Annotated in this window: 14 protein-coding genes; 4 read left to right on the top strand and 10 right to left on the bottom strand. The window is 67.9% G+C overall.

From position 1 onward, the window contains the following. Positions 1 to 6: 6 nt before the first annotated feature. Entirely contained in the window at positions 7 to 768 is a 762-nt protein-coding gene (locus A7E77_RS05740) for an SDR family NAD(P)-dependent oxidoreductase (protein WP_063686542.1), read from the top strand. 2 nt (positions 769 to 770) lie between these two features. On the opposite strand, the gene A7E77_RS05745 is transcribed toward A7E77_RS05740, so the two are convergent. The 7 genes from A7E77_RS05745 to glmM all read right to left on the bottom strand — a co-directional run bounded on the left by A7E77_RS05745 (position 771) and on the right by glmM (position 7,987). Further along, positions 771 to 1,655 carry a bestrophin family protein gene (locus A7E77_RS05745; protein WP_017980102.1) on the bottom strand — a complete coding sequence of 295 codons (885 nt, stop codon included), beginning with the start codon at positions 1,653 to 1,655 and terminating at the stop codon, positions 771 to 773. Positions 1,656 to 1,732: 77 nt separating this feature from the next. Then, entirely contained in the window at positions 1,733 to 2,788 is a 1,056-nt protein-coding gene (gene folP / locus A7E77_RS05750) for a dihydropteroate synthase (protein ID WP_063686544.1), read from the bottom strand. A 312-nt stretch (positions 2,789 to 3,100) separates the two neighbouring features. Beyond that, on the bottom strand, positions 3,101 to 4,255 hold the full coding sequence (locus A7E77_RS05755; protein ID WP_063686546.1) for a site-specific DNA-methyltransferase: 1,155 nt from the start codon (positions 4,253 to 4,255) through the stop codon (positions 3,101 to 3,103). 174 nt (positions 4,256 to 4,429) lie between these two features. Next, a complete protein-coding gene (locus tag A7E77_RS05760) occupies positions 4,430 to 5,098 on the bottom strand; it encodes a ribonuclease HII (RefSeq protein WP_063686548.1) in 669 nt (222 codons plus the stop codon). Beyond that, the gene (thiD, locus tag A7E77_RS05765; RefSeq protein WP_078462239.1) at positions 5,099 to 5,866 is read right to left on the bottom strand and encodes a bifunctional hydroxymethylpyrimidine kinase/phosphomethylpyrimidine kinase; all 768 of its coding nucleotides are present in this window, start codon (positions 5,864 to 5,866) and stop codon (positions 5,099 to 5,101) included. It abuts the gene before it with no gap. 556 nt (positions 5,867 to 6,422) lie between these two features. Then, positions 6,423 to 6,647, bottom strand: coding sequence for a DUF1272 domain-containing protein (locus tag A7E77_RS05770; RefSeq protein WP_063686550.1), 225 nt, complete (start codon positions 6,645 to 6,647; stop codon positions 6,423 to 6,425). Beyond that, positions 6,647 to 7,987 carry a phosphoglucosamine mutase gene (gene glmM, locus A7E77_RS05775; protein ID WP_063686552.1) on the bottom strand — a complete coding sequence of 447 codons (1,341 nt, stop codon included), beginning with the start codon at positions 7,985 to 7,987 and terminating at the stop codon, positions 6,647 to 6,649. Before glmM ends, A7E77_RS05770 begins: the two co-directional genes overlap by 1 nt. A 58-nt stretch (positions 7,988 to 8,045) precedes the next feature. Here glmM and A7E77_RS05780 point away from each other — a divergent pair, with 58 nt between their 5' ends. Continuing rightward, positions 8,046 to 9,266: a dicarboxylate/amino acid:cation symporter gene (locus A7E77_RS05780; protein ID WP_063689757.1), complete on the top strand. Its 1,221-nt coding sequence runs from the start codon at positions 8,046 to 8,048 to the stop codon at positions 9,264 to 9,266. Positions 9,267 to 9,470: 204 nt separating this feature from the next. Here A7E77_RS05780 and A7E77_RS05785 read toward each other — a convergent pair whose 3' ends face one another. Continuing rightward, positions 9,471 to 11,285, bottom strand: coding sequence for a peptide MFS transporter (locus A7E77_RS05785; protein ID WP_063686554.1), 1,815 nt, complete (start codon positions 11,283 to 11,285; stop codon positions 9,471 to 9,473). Positions 11,286 to 11,402: 117 nt separating this feature from the next. On the opposite strand from A7E77_RS05785, the gene A7E77_RS05790 reads away from it, so the two are divergent. Beyond that, on the top strand, positions 11,403 to 11,972 hold the full coding sequence (locus A7E77_RS05790; protein WP_063686556.1) for a nitroreductase: 570 nt from the start codon (positions 11,403 to 11,405) through the stop codon (positions 11,970 to 11,972). Between the two features lie 76 nt (positions 11,973 to 12,048). Next, complete coding sequence (locus A7E77_RS05795; protein WP_063686558.1) at positions 12,049 to 12,405, top strand: GntR family transcriptional regulator; 357 nt, start codon at positions 12,049 to 12,051, stop codon at positions 12,403 to 12,405. Positions 12,406 to 12,510: 105 nt separating this feature from the next. On the opposite strand, the gene A7E77_RS05800 is transcribed toward A7E77_RS05795, so the two are convergent. Beyond that, on the bottom strand, positions 12,511 to 13,329 hold the full coding sequence (locus A7E77_RS05800; RefSeq protein WP_063686561.1) for an arylamine N-acetyltransferase family protein: 819 nt from the start codon (positions 13,327 to 13,329) through the stop codon (positions 12,511 to 12,513). A gap of 656 nt (positions 13,330 to 13,985) precedes the next feature. Then, positions 13,986 to 15,704, bottom strand: coding sequence for an acyl-CoA dehydrogenase (locus A7E77_RS05805; protein ID WP_063686563.1), 1,719 nt, complete (start codon positions 15,702 to 15,704; stop codon positions 13,986 to 13,988). Between the last annotated feature and the right edge of the window lie 27 nt (positions 15,705 to 15,731).

Consider the following 15,731-nt stretch of genomic DNA (forward strand, 5'->3'; position numbering starts at 1 on the left):
CCTGCTATGCGGGACGGCATGAGCCGCTTCGCGAACCGTCACATACTCGTCACCGGTGCCGCATCGGGCATCGGCCTCGCCACCGCGCAACATCTCGCCGCCGAGGGCGCGCGCCGGCTGGTGCTGGTCGACCGCGATGCGGCGGCGCTGGCCGCGATCGACCTGCCCTGCACGCTGGACCTGCTGCCCGGCGACGTCGCGGACGAGGCGTTCTGGGACACCGCGGCACCCTATCTTGCCGGCATCGACGGTGCGGTGGTCAATGCCGGGGTGGCCGGCGCGGGCGTTATCGCCGACCTCGACTTCGCCGAATGGCGACGCATCCTGTCGGTGAACCTGGATGGCGCGTTCCTGACGCTGCGCGCGGCATTGCGGGCGGTGGCGGACGGCGGCGCGATCGTCGCGACCGCATCGGCAGCGGGGATCAAGGCGGAAGCGGGCGTCGCCGCCTATGGCGCGTCGAAGGCGGCGCTGATCCATCTGGTGAAGGTCGCCGCCAAGGAGGCCGCGGCGCGACGCATCCGCGTCAACGCCATCGCCCCGGCCGGGGTCGAAACCCCGGTGTGGGATGCCATCCCGATGTTTGCGAACCGGGTCGCCGCGATCGGTCGTGACGCCGCCTTTGCGGAAATGGCGGCGATGGCCACGCCGCTGGGCCGCTATGCCAAGGCGGAGGAGATTGCCGCGCAGATAGGCTTCCTGCTGTCCGACGCCGCCGCGCTCGTCACCGGCAGCTGCCTGCTGAGCGACGGCGGCTACACGCTGTAGCCTTACCAGAGCACGCCCTTGACCGGGGTCAGCGGCGGGGGTGCCTCGTCGCCGATCGACTGGAGCAGATCGATCTCGATCGTCCGGCACATCGCGGTCAGCGGCAGATCGTGAACCGTATTGGCGAACGGATCGACCAGATCGTCACCGATCGCGAGCACCGCAAGGAACATCAGCCCCGCCACCGTCGACCCCAGCGGCGTCGCGAAGCCCAACGTCTCGACGAGGCCGATCGGCAGCAGGATGCAGAAGACGTGGGTGAACAGCGTCGGGAAGAAGCGGAACTGGTTCGGCAGCGGCGTATTCTTGAGCCGCTCCATCCCGCCTTGCGAATTGGCGATGTCGACGAGGGTCGATTCCATCCGCGTCTGCTGGATCGTATCGATCAGCCCGGCACGGCGCGCATCGTCGATACGGCGGCCGGTGCCGTCGAGCAGGCCGTTGGCGATGTTGGTGCGGGCAAGCGCCGGCTCCGCCTCGCCGCGCGACAGATATTTCAGCACCTGTTCGTCGACGGGCTGCTTGCGCAGCTGGCAGCGTAGCGCGTTCACATAGGCAATCTGGCGCAGTACGATCGTGCGGCGCAGGTCATGTGCCTCTTCGGCGGGCAGGAAGTTGCGCGCTTCGCGGCTGATGTTGCGCGAGGCATTGATCATCAGTCCCCACAAGGAGCGCCCTTCCCACCAGCGCGCATAGGCCGAATTGGCGCGCGTGCCCAGGAACAGCGCCAGCACCGACCCGAACAGCGTCAGCGGCAGCGACGGCGCCTTGAACGGCAGGACGTAATATGTGACCGTAACGATGACGTCCCAGACGAACAGGAGCGTCAGCGGCTTCCAGACCTCGGCGATGATACGGTTCAGTCGAGGGGAGGATGCGACGATCATGGAACCTCACGAATGATGACGGAGCGGCCATAACGCACATCCGCGCGCTATGCTGCACCGCAACACTATTTTACGGTTCAGCCACCCGCGAGGGCCCGGTCACGCAGACCGCGCCACACGCGCAGCGCCTGAACCGTTGCGGAAACGTCATGAACGCGCAGGAGTTGCACACCGGCTTCCGCCCCCTTCAGCGCGAGCGCGAGACTGCCGCCGAGGCGCGCCGCCACCGGGGCTTCGTTGTCGAGCGCGCCGATCATCCGCTTGCGGCTGGCGCCGAGCATGATCGGGCAGCCCAGACCGTGGAACAGCGCGAGGCCGTTGAGGAGCGCGAGATTCTCCGACAGCGTCTTGCCGAAGCCGATACCGGGATCGACGATGATGCGCGACCGGTCGATGCCGGCGGCCGTTACCGCGGCGATGCGCGCGTCGAGCCAGTCGAACACCTCGGTCAGCACGTCGCGATAGCCGGTGCGGGCGTGGCCACCCTCCTTGGGGTCGGGCGAGTGCATCAGCACGACGGGGCAACCGGCCTGCGCTACGACGGCGAGCGCGCGATCGTCCCAGAGCAAAGCGGAGACGTCGTTGACGATCTGCGCACCAGCGGCGAGCGCGGCGTCCATCACCGCGGCCTTGCGGGTGTCGATCGAGACGAGCGTGCCGCTGCGGGCGAGGCGTTCGACGACCGGCTGGATGCGGGCGATTTCGTCGCCTTCCCAGACCTGCGCGGCGCCGGGCCGGGTGGATTCGCCGCCGAGATCGATCAGCGCGGCGCCGGCGGCGGCCATGTCGACACCGGCGGCCGCGGCGGTGGCGGGATCGGCGCTGTGCTGGCCGCCGTCGGAGAAACTGTCCGGCGTGACGTTGAGGATGCCGGCGACGAGCGGCTGGTCGAGGCGGAGCGTCCGGTCGCCAAGGACGAGCGGGGGACGCGGCGCGTTGATGGCGGCGTGGAGCGTCTGGGCGCGATCGCCGAGGGTGGCGATATCGGCAACCGGGACGGTGCGTTTGGTGCCGTTCTCGATCACCTCATAGGCCGCGAACCATTGCAGGCCGCCGGCGAGGCGGGCGACGGTGCCGTCGGCCTGGGTGACGGGGGTGTCGACGAACTGGACGGGGCGGAGGTGGAGGGTCATCGTTCCCGTGTCCTTGCTGTGGGCCGACAAGGCAAGAGGCGGTCGGGTGTCGGCAACGGGGGGCGTCGCTTACCGCCCCCTCCGTCACCGCTTTGCGGTGCCACCTCCCCCTGGCGCGGGAGGAGTTTGGTTTCGCCCGACCCCGTTCCGGGCCGCCCCCCGTCACCCCGGACTTGGTCCGGGGTCCACTCCGCGGCGAGGGGGGCGGCTGGAGGCTCTTGCCGTTCCCCTGCGGCCCGGTGGACCCCGGAACAAGTCCGGGGTGACGGGAGGAAGCAGGCACCCGCTCCTCCCCCGTTTGCCGAGGCGGCGTTACGGCTGGGTCGCGAGCAGGTAGGTCTGTCTCAGCGTGTCGATCGGCTGGAGCTTGCCGCCGGCTTCATGCTGCCAGAAGGTCCAGCCGTTGCAGGCGGGGGCGCCTTGGAGCGTTGCGCCGAGCTTGTGGATCGAGCCGCTGGCGCCGCAGTCCGACAGCAGGCTGCCGTCGGCGCGGACCGTCACGCGGAAGCGGCGCTTGGTGTCGGTCAGCACCGCGCCGGGCTGGAGATAGCCGTTTTCGACCAGCACGCCGAAGGCGACCTTGGGCTGCTGACGCGGCGACTGCATCGTCGACAGTGCCGATTCATCGAGCGGCAGCGCGGCAGCGATGCGTTCCTCGGCGGCGGCGATGTAATCGCCCTCACGTTCGATGCCGATCCAGTGGCGGCCCAGGCGCTTCGCCACCGCGCCGGTCGTGCCGGTGCCGAAGAAGGGATCGACCACGACGTCGCCGGGCTTCGTGCAGGCGAGCAGGATGCGGTAGAGTAGCGCCTCGGGCTTCTGGGTCGGGTGGACCTTGACCCCGTCCTTCTTGAGGCGCTCCTGCCCGCCGCAGATCGGGAATTCCCAGTCGGAGCGCATCTGCAGCTCGTCGTTCAGGGTCTTCATGCTGCGGTAGTTGAAGGTGTATTTCGCGCCCTCGCCCTTCGACGCCCAGATCAACGTCTCATGCGCGTTGGTGAAGCGGGTGCCGCGGAAGTTGGGCATCGGGTTGGCTTTGCGCCACACGATGTCGTTGAGGATCCAATAGCCCAGGTCCTGCACCGCGGTGCCGACGCGGAAGATGTTGTGATAGCTGCCGATCACCCAGATCGAGCCGGTGTCCTTCAGGATGCGATGCGCCTCGGCGAGCCACGCGCGGGTGAAGGCGTCATAGGCGGCGAAGGTGTCGAACTTGTCCCAATCGTCGGTCACCGCATCGACATGGCTGCCGTCGGGACGGAACAGCTCGCCGCCGAGCTGGAGATTGTAGGGCGGATCGGCGAAGATCATGTCGACCGACTTGTCGGGCATGGCGCGCATCGCCGCGATGCAATCGCCGCGGACGATCTGGTCGAGCGGCAGCACGCGCGTGTCGACCGGCGCCGCCTTGCGCGCCACTGTCCGCGCCGAAACCTTCGGCTGCCTGACCTTCTCGATAACCGCCATTACGTCCCCCTTGGACCCCTATTCGCGTCAGATGGTGGACTCGCGTCAAGGCCTGAGTGGTTAACGATAAAGCTTGCCATCCCGTTAAGCGGCCCAACCAACGACTCGGCCCCGCAAGATATGGGAGCGTCGATTCCGTGCGTCCCCCAGCGCTGGGGGTGTGACTCAAAAGACTCAGCCATGAAATTGGTTAGCGGCAGAGGCGGTGAACAGCGGCCCGGCGGCGGCATCCGGCGTGATTCGGGCGTAGGCCGCGGCGACGGGCGCGAAGCTGCGGCGGTGAATCGGGGTCGGCCCGTGTTCGAGCAGCGCCGCCAGATGGTGCTTGCAGCCATAGCCCTTGTTCGAATGCCAGTGATAGTGCGGGTGAACCGCGGCATGTTCAAGCATGATCGCGTCGCGCGTTTCCTTGGCGAGGATCGAGGCGGCGGCGATCGACAGGCTGTGCGCGTCGCCGCTGACGATCGCGGTGGCGGGATAGGACCAGCGCGGCAGGCGGTTGCCGTCGACCAGCACATGGCCGGGATCGCAGCCAAGCTTCAGCGTGAGGGCATCAACCGCGAGCGTCATCGCCTTCATCGTCGCCCAATAGATGTTAAGCGTATCGATCTCGTCCGCCTCGACGATGCCGATGCCGAAGACGGCGCGCGTCTGGATCAGCGTGCAAAGGCGGGCGCGTTCGGTGGCCGAGAGCTTCTTGGAATCATCGATGCCGCGCGGCGTACCCTTGGCGGGCAGCACCACCGCGGCGGCGACGACCGGCCCGGCGAGCGGGCCGCGCCCCGCCTCGTCCACCCCGGCGACGGGGGGCAGGCAGGCCTTTTCGTGCTTCAGTCCGGGCATTCAGCCTTCCAGTTCGTCAAATGGCACCACCCCGAGCGCATGCCCAAGCGGGCCATGGCCGGCACCGAGACCCGGTGCGTGCATCATCGCAATGCGGACGAACCGGACGGCCTGTACGAACGCATCCTCGATTCCCAGTCCGCTGGCGAGACCCGCTGCCAGCGCGCTGGCCAAGGTGCATCCCGTGCCATGGGTATCGTCGGTGTCGAAGCGCTTGCCGATGAGCCGACGGATTTCTCCGCCGGGCGACAGCAGCCGGTCCGTCACCGACGCCCCGTCACCATGCCCGCCCTTGGCGACGACGTGACAGCCATGCGCCAGCACCGCCGCTTCGCCGCCGAGTGCCGCCAGTTCGGGAATGTTGGGCGTCACCACCGACGCGATGCCCATCAGCCGCTCGAACGCCGCGATCGTATCGGCGTCGGCGAGGACGGAGCCGCTGGTCGCGATCATCACGGGGTCGAAGACGATGGGGACGTCGAGCGCCTCCAGCACGTCGGCGACGGCGTGGACGGTCGCGGCGGAGCCGATCATGCCGATCTTCACCGCGTCAACGCCGAGGTCGTCGAGGACGCTCGTCATCTGCGCGACGACCATGTCGACGGGCACGGGATGCACCGCCTGGACGCCCAGCGTATTCTGCGCGGTGATCGCGGTGATCGCGGTCATCGCATGGCCGCCGAGCATCGTGACGGTCTTGATATCCGCCTGGATACCGGCGCCGCCGCCCGAATCGGATCCGGCGATGATGAGGACGCGGGGGATCATGATTGTTTCCGGAAGTGGACGAAGTGGACGGTACGTAACGTCCGGACTCGCTCCCCGTGCTGGGGCGTGGCGATGACGATGGCGGGGGTGTGGCTTGTCGGGTGAGCCATGGTGGTGTGCCATGGCATATTTGGGGGCGTGTAGGACAGCGGTTTTGGTTCGCGCGACGACGCGAAGACGCGACGAGGTTGCGTGGGTGGCGGCGGGGCCTCGAGAGAGGCCTCTTTGCGGCTTCGCGGCTTTGCGTGAGCCATCGGCGGTGTCTGGGGCGATGGGGATTGGGTTCACGCGGAGACGCGGAGACGCGGAGGTGTTGCGTTTGGACCCGCGGCAGCTCTCACCAAAACGGTTCAACAATGGACCCCGCCCGCGAAATGCGGCACCCGTCCACAAGCGCAACCCTCCGCGTCTCCGCGTCTCCGCGCGAACCAAAATTGTTCGTCATCCCGGCGGACGCCGGGATCCATGGTGGTGGTGAGGTCGCGGTGGTGCGCCGACGCTGGTGGCGCCGTGTCCATGGATCCCGGCGTTCGCCGGGATGACGAAGGGGGCGGGGTCAGGCTTGGAAGCGGCGTTCCGTGCTGGCGGGGTTCGCCTTGAGCGTCTTCCCCAACCGCGTGGGGCGGTCGAGGAGTTCGCCGCTGCAATTGGGGCAGCGTTCGTCCATCGCGTCGGCGCATTCGGTGCAGAAGGTGCATTCCATCGAGCAGATGAACGCGCCGGGTTCGTCGGCGGGCAGGTCCATGCCGCAGCGCTCGCAGTCGGGGCGCATCTCCAGCATCAGGCGGCGGCCTGTCGGACGGCGTCGCAGATGCGGTCGACGAGCGTTTCGACTTGGCGCGCATCGTCGCCTTCCGCCATCACGCGGATCACCGGTTCGGTGCCCGACGGGCGGATGACGAGGCGGCCGGTGCCGGCGAGCTCGGCCTCGGCGGCGGCGATCGCGTCCTTGACCGACTGCGCCTCCAAGGGCTTGCCGCCAGCAAAGCGGACGTTCTTGAGCAATTGCGGCAGCGGTTCGAAGCGGTGAAGCACTTCGCTGGCCGGCGCGCCGGCGCGCTTCAACTCGGCGAGCACCTGCAGCGCGGCAACGAGGCCGTCGCCGGTGGTGCCGTAATCCGACAGGATGATGTGACCCGACTGTTCGCCGCCGACATTGTAGCCCGACGAGCGCATCTTTTCGAGGACGTAGCGGTCGCCGACCGCGGTGCGGACGAGGCCAAGGCCCTGCGCCTTGAGATGCCGTTCGAGGCCGAGGTTCGACATGACGGTCGCGACGAGGCCGCCGCCCGCCAGCCGGCCGCGGCGCGCCCAGCCGGCGGCGATCGTCGCCATCAGCTGGTCGCCGTCGACCACCCTGCCCTGTTCGTCGACGACGATCAGGCGGTCGGCATCACCATCCAGCGCGATGCCGATGTCGGCGCCGCTAGCGACGACGGTTTCGGACAGCGTCTGCGGCGCGGTGGAGCCGACGCCGTTGTTGATGTTGACGCCATTGGGCGTGACGCCGATCGCGATGATGTCCGCGCCCAATTCCCACAGCGCGGAGGGCGCGACCTTGTAGGCGGCGCCGTTGGCGCAATCGATGACGACGCGCAGGCCATCGAGGCGCAGATCGGTGGGGAAGGTGTTCTTGGCAAAGTGGATGTAGCGCCCTTGCGCGTCGTCGATGCGGCGCGCGCGGCCGATCTGCGCGGCGGGGGCGAGTGGCACCTCGCTGTCGATCAGGCCCTCGATCGTCAGTTCGGCCTCGTCCGACAATTTGTAGCCGTCGGGGCCGAACAGCTTGATGCCATTGTCGGCGAAGGGATTGTGGCTGGCCGAGATCATCACGCCGATGTCGGCGCGCATCGTCTGGGTCAGCATCGCGACCGCCGGCGTCGGAAGCGGCCCGACCATGATGACGTCCATGCCGGCGCTGGTGAAGCCCGCGACGAGCGCGGATTCCAGCATATAACCCGACAAGCGCGTGTCCTTGCCGATCAGCACGCGATGCTTGTGATCGCCGCGCTGGAAATAGGCGCCGGCCGCCATGCCGACCTTCATCGCCATCGCCGCGGTCATCGCGCCCGCGTTGGTCAGCCCGCGAATTCCGTCGGTGCCGAAGTATTTCCTTGCCATCGCGTGGTTTCCGTCCCGCTATGCGTTTTCGTATTTTCCCGATGCGCCAAGGAACCCGATGTCGCAAGCCACCCGTATCCTTCTGGCGCTCGTCGCCGGCATCGCGCTCGGTATCCTGGGGGTCGCGCTGAACCGTGACGCCGCGCTGGCGGTGACGACCGTCACCCAGCCGATCGGCGAGGCGTGGCTGCATGGCTTGCAGATGGTGATCGTGCCGCTGATCGTCGGGCTGCTGGTGACGGGGATCGCCGCGACCGCCGAAGCCGCGCGCGCCGGGCGGATCGCGGGGCGCGCGGTGGCGCTGTTCGTCGTGGTGCTGTGGGGCACGACGCTGATGTCGGCGGCGGTGATGCCGCTACTGCTGGATGCCTGGCCATTGCCGGAGGCGTGGTCGCAGGCGCTGCGTGCCGCGCTGACCGCGGCGCCGGTGATGGGCAAGGTGCCGACGCTGGCCGATTTCTTCAACACGATCGTGCCGACCAATGTCGTGGCGGCGGCGTCGAGTGACGCGTTCCTGCCGCTGACGGTGTTTACGCTCGCCTTCGCCTTCGCGATCACGCGGCTGGAGGCGGAGTCGCGCAGGCGGCTGACCGACCTGTTCCAGAGCATCACGGGCGCGATGCTGGTGATCATCGGCTGGGTGCTGAAGCTGGCGCCGATCGGCATCTTCGCGCTTGCCTATGGCGTCGGCGCGCGGACGGGGGCGGCGGCGTTCGGGGCGTTGGTGCATTACATCGTCTTGGTATCGACGATCGGCTTCATCGTGTTGCTGGCCGGATATGTCGTGGCGCGGGTGTTCGGGGGCGTGCCGGTGCGCGCCTTTGCGAAGGCAGTGGCACCGGCGCAGGGGATTGCGATCAGCACGCAAAGCTCGCTCGCGTCGCTGCCGGCGATGCTGAAGGGATCGGAAGCGATCGGCGTGGCGCCGGCGACCGCGGGGATCGTGCTGCCGGTGGCGGTGGCGATCTTTCGCGCGACGAGTCCGGCGATGAACCTGGCGGTGGCGCTGTACGTCGCGCACTGGCTGGGGGTGCCGATCGGGCCGGGACAGCTGGCGGCGGGCGTGGCGACCGCGGCGATCACGACGATGGGGTCGGTGTCGCTGCCGGGGACGATCAGCTTCTTCGCGAGCGTGGCGCCGGTCGCCTTCGCGATGGGCGTGCCGATCGAGGCGCTGGGGCTGCTGGTGGCGGTGGAGACGGTGCCGGACCTGTTCCGGACCGTGGGGAATGTGACGATGGATGTCGCGGTGACGAGTGTGGTGGGGCGTAAGGCCTAGGTCCTCCCCCGCCAGGGGGAGGTGGCAGCCGCAGGCTGACGGAGGGGGAGGATACGGCGCACGTCGTGTTCTTGGAGACGCCCCCTCCACCACCCGCTCCGCGGGAGTAATGGGCCGGATCGTCCCCCGGACGATCCTCGAACGTGCGGGGCACGTTCGACCCATCACTCCCCCTCCCCCGCTAAAGCGAGGGAGGACTTAGGCTTACTTCACGCCGTGCATCCACTTCTTCAGCGGCCAGGACAGCAGCAGCAGGACGATGCCGAGGCCGATCGCCCATTCGGCGATGAGCGTGAAGACGCCGTTGTAGGTGTCGAGGCTGACCTTCAGGTTCGTGACCTGCCCGCCGACGGTTTCGACGCTGGCGACCTGCGCGATCATGCCGGCGAAATATTGCGCGACCGAGATCGAGAGGAACCACACGCCCATCATCAGGCCGACGATGCGCGCGATCGACAGCTTGGTGATCATCGACAGGCCGACCGGCGAGATGCAGAGTTCGGCGAGGCTGTGGATCAGGTACAGCCCTGCGAGCCACCAGATGCCGACCTTGAAATCCGGCCCGACGAAGCGGCTGCCGAAGACGAGGAACAGGAAGCCCGCGCCGACGCCCATCAGCGCGATGCCGAACTTGACGGGAATCGACGGTTCGCGGCCCAGCGATGCAAGCTTGGTCCACATCGCCGCCATGACCGGCGCGAAGAGCACGATGAACAGCGCGTTGAACGTCTGCGTCTGCCCGGCCGAGATCGGATAGCCGAAGATGTGGAGGTCGGTGTTGCGGTCGGCGAACAGCGTGAGGCTGGAGCCGGCCTGTTCGAACAGCGTCCAGAATACGACGTTGAAGGTGATGAGCACCATCGCCGCCAGCATCATCTGGAATTCGGTGCGGCTGCCGGACACGAAGCTCCAGATCAGGATGCCGGGGACGGCGATGATGAAGGTGCCGAACAGCAATTTGCCCATCAGCGGCAGCGCCAGGACATAGGCGACGATCGAGCCCGCACCCGCGGTCGATTCCGCGCTGTTCATCAGGTTGACGAACAGGAGGTAGAACAAGGGGATACCGATCAGCGCCGCGGCATAGATGCCGATCGTACGGTTGGCGGGCTGGCCGGCGGGCTGTTCGCCGTAACCGGTCAGGCGCCCGCCATCGAACTGGATGAGGATCCACGAGAGCAGCATGCCGAGCGCGGCGAGGCCGAAGCCCGCCCACCAGCCGAGCCCCGCCCACACGCCCGGAATACCCACCGCGAGCAGCGGGCAGAGGAATTGCGAGAGCAGCGAGCCGAGATTGATACCCATGTAGAAGATGGTGAAGCCGCTGTCGCGACGGCGATCGCCCTGCGCGTAGAGCTCACCCACCATGGTCGAGATGTTGGGCTTGAAGAAGCCGTTGCCGACCGAGATCATGCACAAGGCGATGAGCATCAGCGTCGTGTAGAAGGTGCTACGCTCGCCGTCCGACGCGAAGCCGCCCTTGGCGATCGTCCGCTGCGGCTGGCCATCGGCCCCGAGCAGTGCGACGCTGCCGTCGTCATTGCCCTTGATCGCCAGCTTCTGCGTGCCGTCGATGACGTAGCGCGTCTCCACGCCGTTCACCTGCGCGACCGCGACGTCGTAGCGCTGGCCGTCAATCGTCGCATAGGGCTTGGCGGGCTGGCCGCCGAAGGCGAGCGTGAAATAGCCGAGCGCCATCAGGATCGCGCCGAACTTCACCGCGCGCTTGGACCCCAGATACTGGTCCGCCAGATAGCCGCCGACCAGCGGCGTCAGGTACACGAGCGCGGTATAGCCGCCATACAGGCCGGTCGCGGCGCGGTCGCCGAACAGGAAATGTTGCGTCAGATAGAGCGTCAGCAGCGCGCGCATGCCGTAATAGCCGAAGCGTTCCCACATTTCGGTTGTGAACAGGCGCGCGAGCTGGCGGGGATGGCCGAACCAGGTCTTTTCGGCGGCCGGATTGATATGGCTGATGTCAGGCTCGCCGCGGTTGTCCGCGGTCGGGGTGTCCACCATTCGTTACGCTCCCTGAACTGTGCCGCATCGCTGCGCACGCATCGTCGTTAATGGTATCAAGAGTAACGACAAAGCCGCGACTGTAAACATCGGCGTCTCGCGGCTATGGCGGCCCCTATGTTCAACGACACCTCCACGCCGCTTTCGTTGCTGACCACGCGCCGTTCCGGCAAGCCGCGCGATCTGACCGCGCCGGGCCCCTCCCCCGAGCAACTCGAGCAGATGATCGCCATCGCGGCGCGCACGCCGGACCATGGCAAGCTCGCCCCCTGGCGCTTCGTCATCATCGACGATCGCGCCGCGCTCGCGACGCTGATCACCGATGCCTATCGCGCCGAACGCCCGCAGGCGGCGCGGACCGAGATCGAATCGCTGGAGCAGTTCGCGCACCAGGCGCCGGCTTTGGTCGTCGTGCTCTCCTCGCCCAGCACGACCAGCCATATCCCGCGCTGGGAGCAGGAGCTGTCGGCGGGCGCGGCGACGATGAACCTGCTGCATGCTGCGCATGCGATGGGCTTTGCGGGCGGCTGGCTGACGGGCTGGCCGACCTTTTCGGAAGTCGTGCGCGATGCCTTCGGCGGGCCGCACGAACGGATTGCGGGCTTCGTCTTCCTCGGCACGCCGGGCCGGCCGCTCGACGAACGGCCCCGTCCCGATCTGGCACGCGTGATCAGCCACTGGCCCTGATCGCACGGATTTTAAGGCAGGTTCGGACGGAAAGGTTTGGGATGGACCTTTTGTGCGACTGGTGTATTAAACAACCATGACAGCGCTCAGCAACGAGGACAGCCCGGTCTACATCCGGCTGCGTGGCACCATCGCCGCCGGGATCCTGCGCGGCGATTACCGCACGGGTGACCAGCTTCCCTCGGTTCGCGCCTTTGCCGCCGAACATGGCGCCAACCCGCTGACGGTCGCCAAGGCGTATCAGAGCTTTCAGGACGACGGCTATGTCGAGGTGCGGCGCGGCGTCGGCATGTTCGTGCTGCCCGGCGCGGCGGACAAGCTGCGCGCGGCGGAACGCGCGAGGTTCATCGAAAATCAGTGGCCGCGGATCCGGGGCTATATCGACCTGCTGGGGCTCGATGCGGCGGACCTGCTGAACGCCGAACGGGTGTAAGCCCCCATTTCCCCGTCACCCCAGGCTTGACCCGGGGTCCCGCTTTTCACGGCGGCGGGAGAAGAAGAAGCGTCACCCCGGCTCAAGGCCGGGGTGACGCGATCGTCAGAACAGCCCCAGCGCCGCCACCTCGTCCGCGGTCAGATCGATGCCGAACATCAGCGACATGCGCATGCGGTAGACGCGCGGATCGGTGATCTCGCTTTCGGTGTCATTATCGCCCGCGCGGCGGTGGTAGCGGCGATCGGTGAGGCCGGCAAAGCCATGGGGCAGGACGATGCTGGCGATCGTCATCTGCGTGAAGCGGCTGCCGGGCGCGGTCGACGTCCAATGGTTGGACAGCGCAAGATCCGCATCGGCGACGGGGGTTTCGTGGAAGCTGTATTGCGGCTGCCAGCCCTCGCCCGTGCCGCGGCCGTCGGTGGAGCCGGCAGCGCCCTTGCGCAGCAGCATCCAGCCATGCGCGGCGTCGCGCGTCAGACGGAAGCGCGCACCGTCGGGGGCGTCGACTTCCCAGCCGTCGACCAGCGCCATGACCGGCGCATAGCTGCCGCCGAAGCCCGCGTCGGCGATCCAGTCCGCGCCGTCGATCGTCACTAGGCTGAACGTGTGGGTGAGCGGCGGCACCTCGGTCGCGCCGAGCCAGACGCGGGCGAGCAGCGGGCGCGCGTCGAAGCCCAGAGCGGCGAGCGCGTCGAGGAACAGGCGGTTGTGTTCGAAGCAATAGCCGCCGCGCTTGGCGGTGACGAGCTTGGCGAACACGCTGGCGCTGTCGATCGCGATCCCGCGCCCGAGGCGGACATCGAGGTTTTCGAACGGGATCGCTAGGCGGTGTTCGCGCTGCAGGCGGCCGAGGCCTTCGGCGTCGGGGGTCACGCGGGCCGGCAGGCCGATGCGGGCGAGATAGGCGTCGAGATCGAACATGCCTGCGCTTTCGGGACGAATGCTGCGGTTGGCAAGGGTTGGGTGGTGGGTGGTGCCGCCTTTCCTGCCCGCGGCACGGCGGGCGCGTGCCGGAGGCTGCCGGCGGCTAGGGGCGGAGACGGGGGCTCTTGCCGTCCCCTCGCGGAAAAGTGGACCCCGGAACGAGTCCGGGGTGACGGTGTGGGTGGGGCGGCGCTCAGTCCTCCCCCGCCAGGGGGAGGGGGACCGTTCGGCGCCAGCCGAATGGTGGAGGGGGAGGTCGCGGAGCCTCTGATTTTCAGTGTGCCGCTTACCGCCCCCTCCGTCACCGGCTTTGCCGGCGCCACCTCCCCCTGGCGGGGGAGGATTTTTAGGCCGTGAAGGCCTCGGCCGGGACGATCTATGTGGGGTGACGCTCGGTCCGGCGTCATTCCGGGCGGGTGCGCAGGTCTGGAGCCCCCCCCCCCATGGAGGCGTGGACCCCGGAACGAATGCGGGGTGACGGTGTGGGTGGGGCGGCGCTCAGTCCTCCCCCGCCAGGGAGAGGGGGACCGTTCGGCGCCAACCGAATGGTGGAGGGGGAGGTCGCGGGGCGTCCTGTTATCAGGTGCGCCGCTGACCGCCCCCTCCGTCACCGGCTTTGCCGGTGCCACCTCCCCCTGGCGGGGGAGGACTGGTTAGGCCGCGAAGGCTTCGGCGGGGATGGCGTAGAGGACGTCGGCCGTGGCCGTCGCCGCCGCCTTGAGGCCGAGAGCTTCGGGGACGATCTGGTCGAGGTAGAAGGCGACGCTGGCGCGCTTCAGGGCGGCGAAGGTTTCGTCGCCCGTCGCATGGCGGGCTTCGCGTTCCAGCAGCCAGCCGCAGGTTGCGACCGAGGTCATCGTCAGGAAGGGGTAGCTGGCGGCGAGCTTGTCGTCGGCGTCCGCGGTAGCGAGGCGGTGGGCGATCTGGTCGACCGCGTCGATCAGCGCGACGAGATCCGGGTGCTGTGCCTCGTCGCGCATGTCCGCGACGAGCGCGGCGAAGGCGGCGCCGTTTTCCAGACCGAGCTTGCGGCCGACGAGGTCGGCGGCCTGGATGCCGTTGGTGCCTTCGTAGATCGGCGTGATGCGCGCATCGCGGAAATACTGGGCGGCGCCGGTTTCCTCGACATAGCCCATGCCGCCATGGACCTGGACGCCGAGGCTGGCGACTTCGTTGCCGATATCGGTGCCGTGCGCCTTGGCGAGCGGCGTCACCACCTCCAGCCGGTTCTTCGCCGCGGCATCGCCGAGGCCGGCGCGATCCACCTGGCCCGCGGCATAATAGACGAGTGCGCGGGCGGCCTGGGTCTGCGCCTTCATGCGCAGCAGCATGCGGCGGACGTCGGGGTGTTCGACGATGCGGACCGGATTCTTGTCGGGCGAGCCGGCACGCGCCGACTGGACGCGTTCGAGGGCATAGGCGACCGCCTTTTGCGTCGCGCCTTCGGCCACCTGCACGCCCTGCAGGCCGACGTTGAGGCGGGCGTTGTTCATCATCGTGAACATCGCGCGCATGCCGCCATGTTCGGGGCCGATCAGCTCGCCGATGCAATCGTCATGGTCGCCGAAGGAGAGGACGCAGGTCGGCGAGGCGTGCAGGCCCATCTTGTGTTCGATCGACACGACGCGCACGTCGTTGAAGTCGCCGGGCGTGCCGTCGGCGTTGAGACGATATTTGGGGACGAGGAACAGGCTGATGCCGCGCGTGCCGGCGGGCGCATCGGGAGTGCGGGCGAGGACGAGGTGGACGATATTGTCCGCCATGTCGTGGTCGCCGAACGAGATGTAGATTTTCGTGCCCTTGATCGACCATTTGCCGTCGCCGAGCGGCTTGGCGGTCGAGCGGAGCGCGCCGACGTCGCTGCCCGCCTGCGGTTCGGTGAGGTTCATCGTGCCCGTCCACGCGCCGGTGGCGAGGTGGGGCAGATATTGCGCCTGCTGTTCGGGGGTGCCGTGGTGGATCAGCGCCTCGATCGCGCCGACGGTGAGCGTCGGGCAGAGCGCGAAGCCCATGTTGGCGCTGCCGAGCGTATCGAGTACCGCGGTCTGGATCGCGAAGGGCAGGCCCTGGCCGCCGAAATCCTCGGGCACGCCGATCGTGCCCCAGCCGCCCTCGACGTAATCCTTATACGCCTTGATGAAATTGGCCGGCATATGGACGCCGTCGGGGGTCCATGTCGCGCCGACGGTGTCGCCTTCCCGGTTGAGCGGCGCCCATTCGCCCGCGGCGAAGGTCGCGACGCCCTCCAGCACGGCATCGACCACGTCGGCGCTGGCGGCGGCGAAGCGATCCGTGTTCGCCAGTTCGTCGATCTTTACGACATGCTCCAGCACGAAACGCTGGTCGGCGACGGCGGCGGTAAAGGACATCATTCTCTCCCAAGGATCAGCACGATATAG

Source organism: Sphingomonas sp. NIC1 (assembly GCF_001638925.1).
Classification (GTDB): Bacteria; Pseudomonadota; Alphaproteobacteria; order Sphingomonadales; family Sphingomonadaceae; genus Sphingomonas; species Sphingomonas aquatilis.

Excerpts from the sequence above, each read along its gene's own strand:
- A7E77_RS05740 (WP_063686542.1), top strand. The coding sequence starts at position 7 with ATGCGGGACGGCATGAGCCGCTTCGCGAACCGTCACATACTCGTCACC.
- A7E77_RS05745 (WP_017980102.1), bottom strand. The coding sequence starts at position 1,655 with ATGATCGTCGCATCCTCCCCTCGACTGAACCGTATCATCGCCGAGGTC.
- folP (WP_063686544.1), bottom strand. The coding sequence starts at position 2,788 with ATGACCCTCCACCTCCGCCCCGTCCAGTTCGTCGACACCCCCGTCACC.
- A7E77_RS05755 (WP_063686546.1), bottom strand. The coding sequence starts at position 4,255 with ATGGCGGTTATCGAGAAGGTCAGGCAGCCGAAGGTTTCGGCGCGGACA.
- A7E77_RS05760 (WP_063686548.1), bottom strand. The coding sequence starts at position 5,098 with ATGCCCGGACTGAAGCACGAAAAGGCCTGCCTGCCCCCCGTCGCCGGG.
- thiD (WP_078462239.1), bottom strand. The coding sequence starts at position 5,866 with ATGATCCCCCGCGTCCTCATCATCGCCGGATCCGATTCGGGCGGCGGC.
- A7E77_RS05770 (WP_063686550.1), bottom strand. The coding sequence starts at position 6,647 with ATGCTGGAGATGCGCCCCGACTGCGAGCGCTGCGGCATGGACCTGCCC.
- glmM (WP_063686552.1), bottom strand. The coding sequence starts at position 7,987 with ATGGCAAGGAAATACTTCGGCACCGACGGAATTCGCGGGCTGACCAAC.
- A7E77_RS05780 (WP_063689757.1), top strand. The coding sequence starts at position 8,046 with ATGTCGCAAGCCACCCGTATCCTTCTGGCGCTCGTCGCCGGCATCGCG.
- A7E77_RS05785 (WP_063686554.1), bottom strand. The coding sequence starts at position 11,285 with ATGGTGGACACCCCGACCGCGGACAACCGCGGCGAGCCTGACATCAGC.
- A7E77_RS05790 (WP_063686556.1), top strand. The coding sequence starts at position 11,403 with ATGTTCAACGACACCTCCACGCCGCTTTCGTTGCTGACCACGCGCCGT.
- A7E77_RS05795 (WP_063686558.1), top strand. The coding sequence starts at position 12,049 with ATGACAGCGCTCAGCAACGAGGACAGCCCGGTCTACATCCGGCTGCGT.
- A7E77_RS05800 (WP_063686561.1), bottom strand. The coding sequence starts at position 13,329 with ATGTTCGATCTCGACGCCTATCTCGCCCGCATCGGCCTGCCGGCCCGC.
- A7E77_RS05805 (WP_063686563.1), bottom strand. The coding sequence starts at position 15,704 with ATGATGTCCTTTACCGCCGCCGTCGCCGACCAGCGTTTCGTGCTGGAG.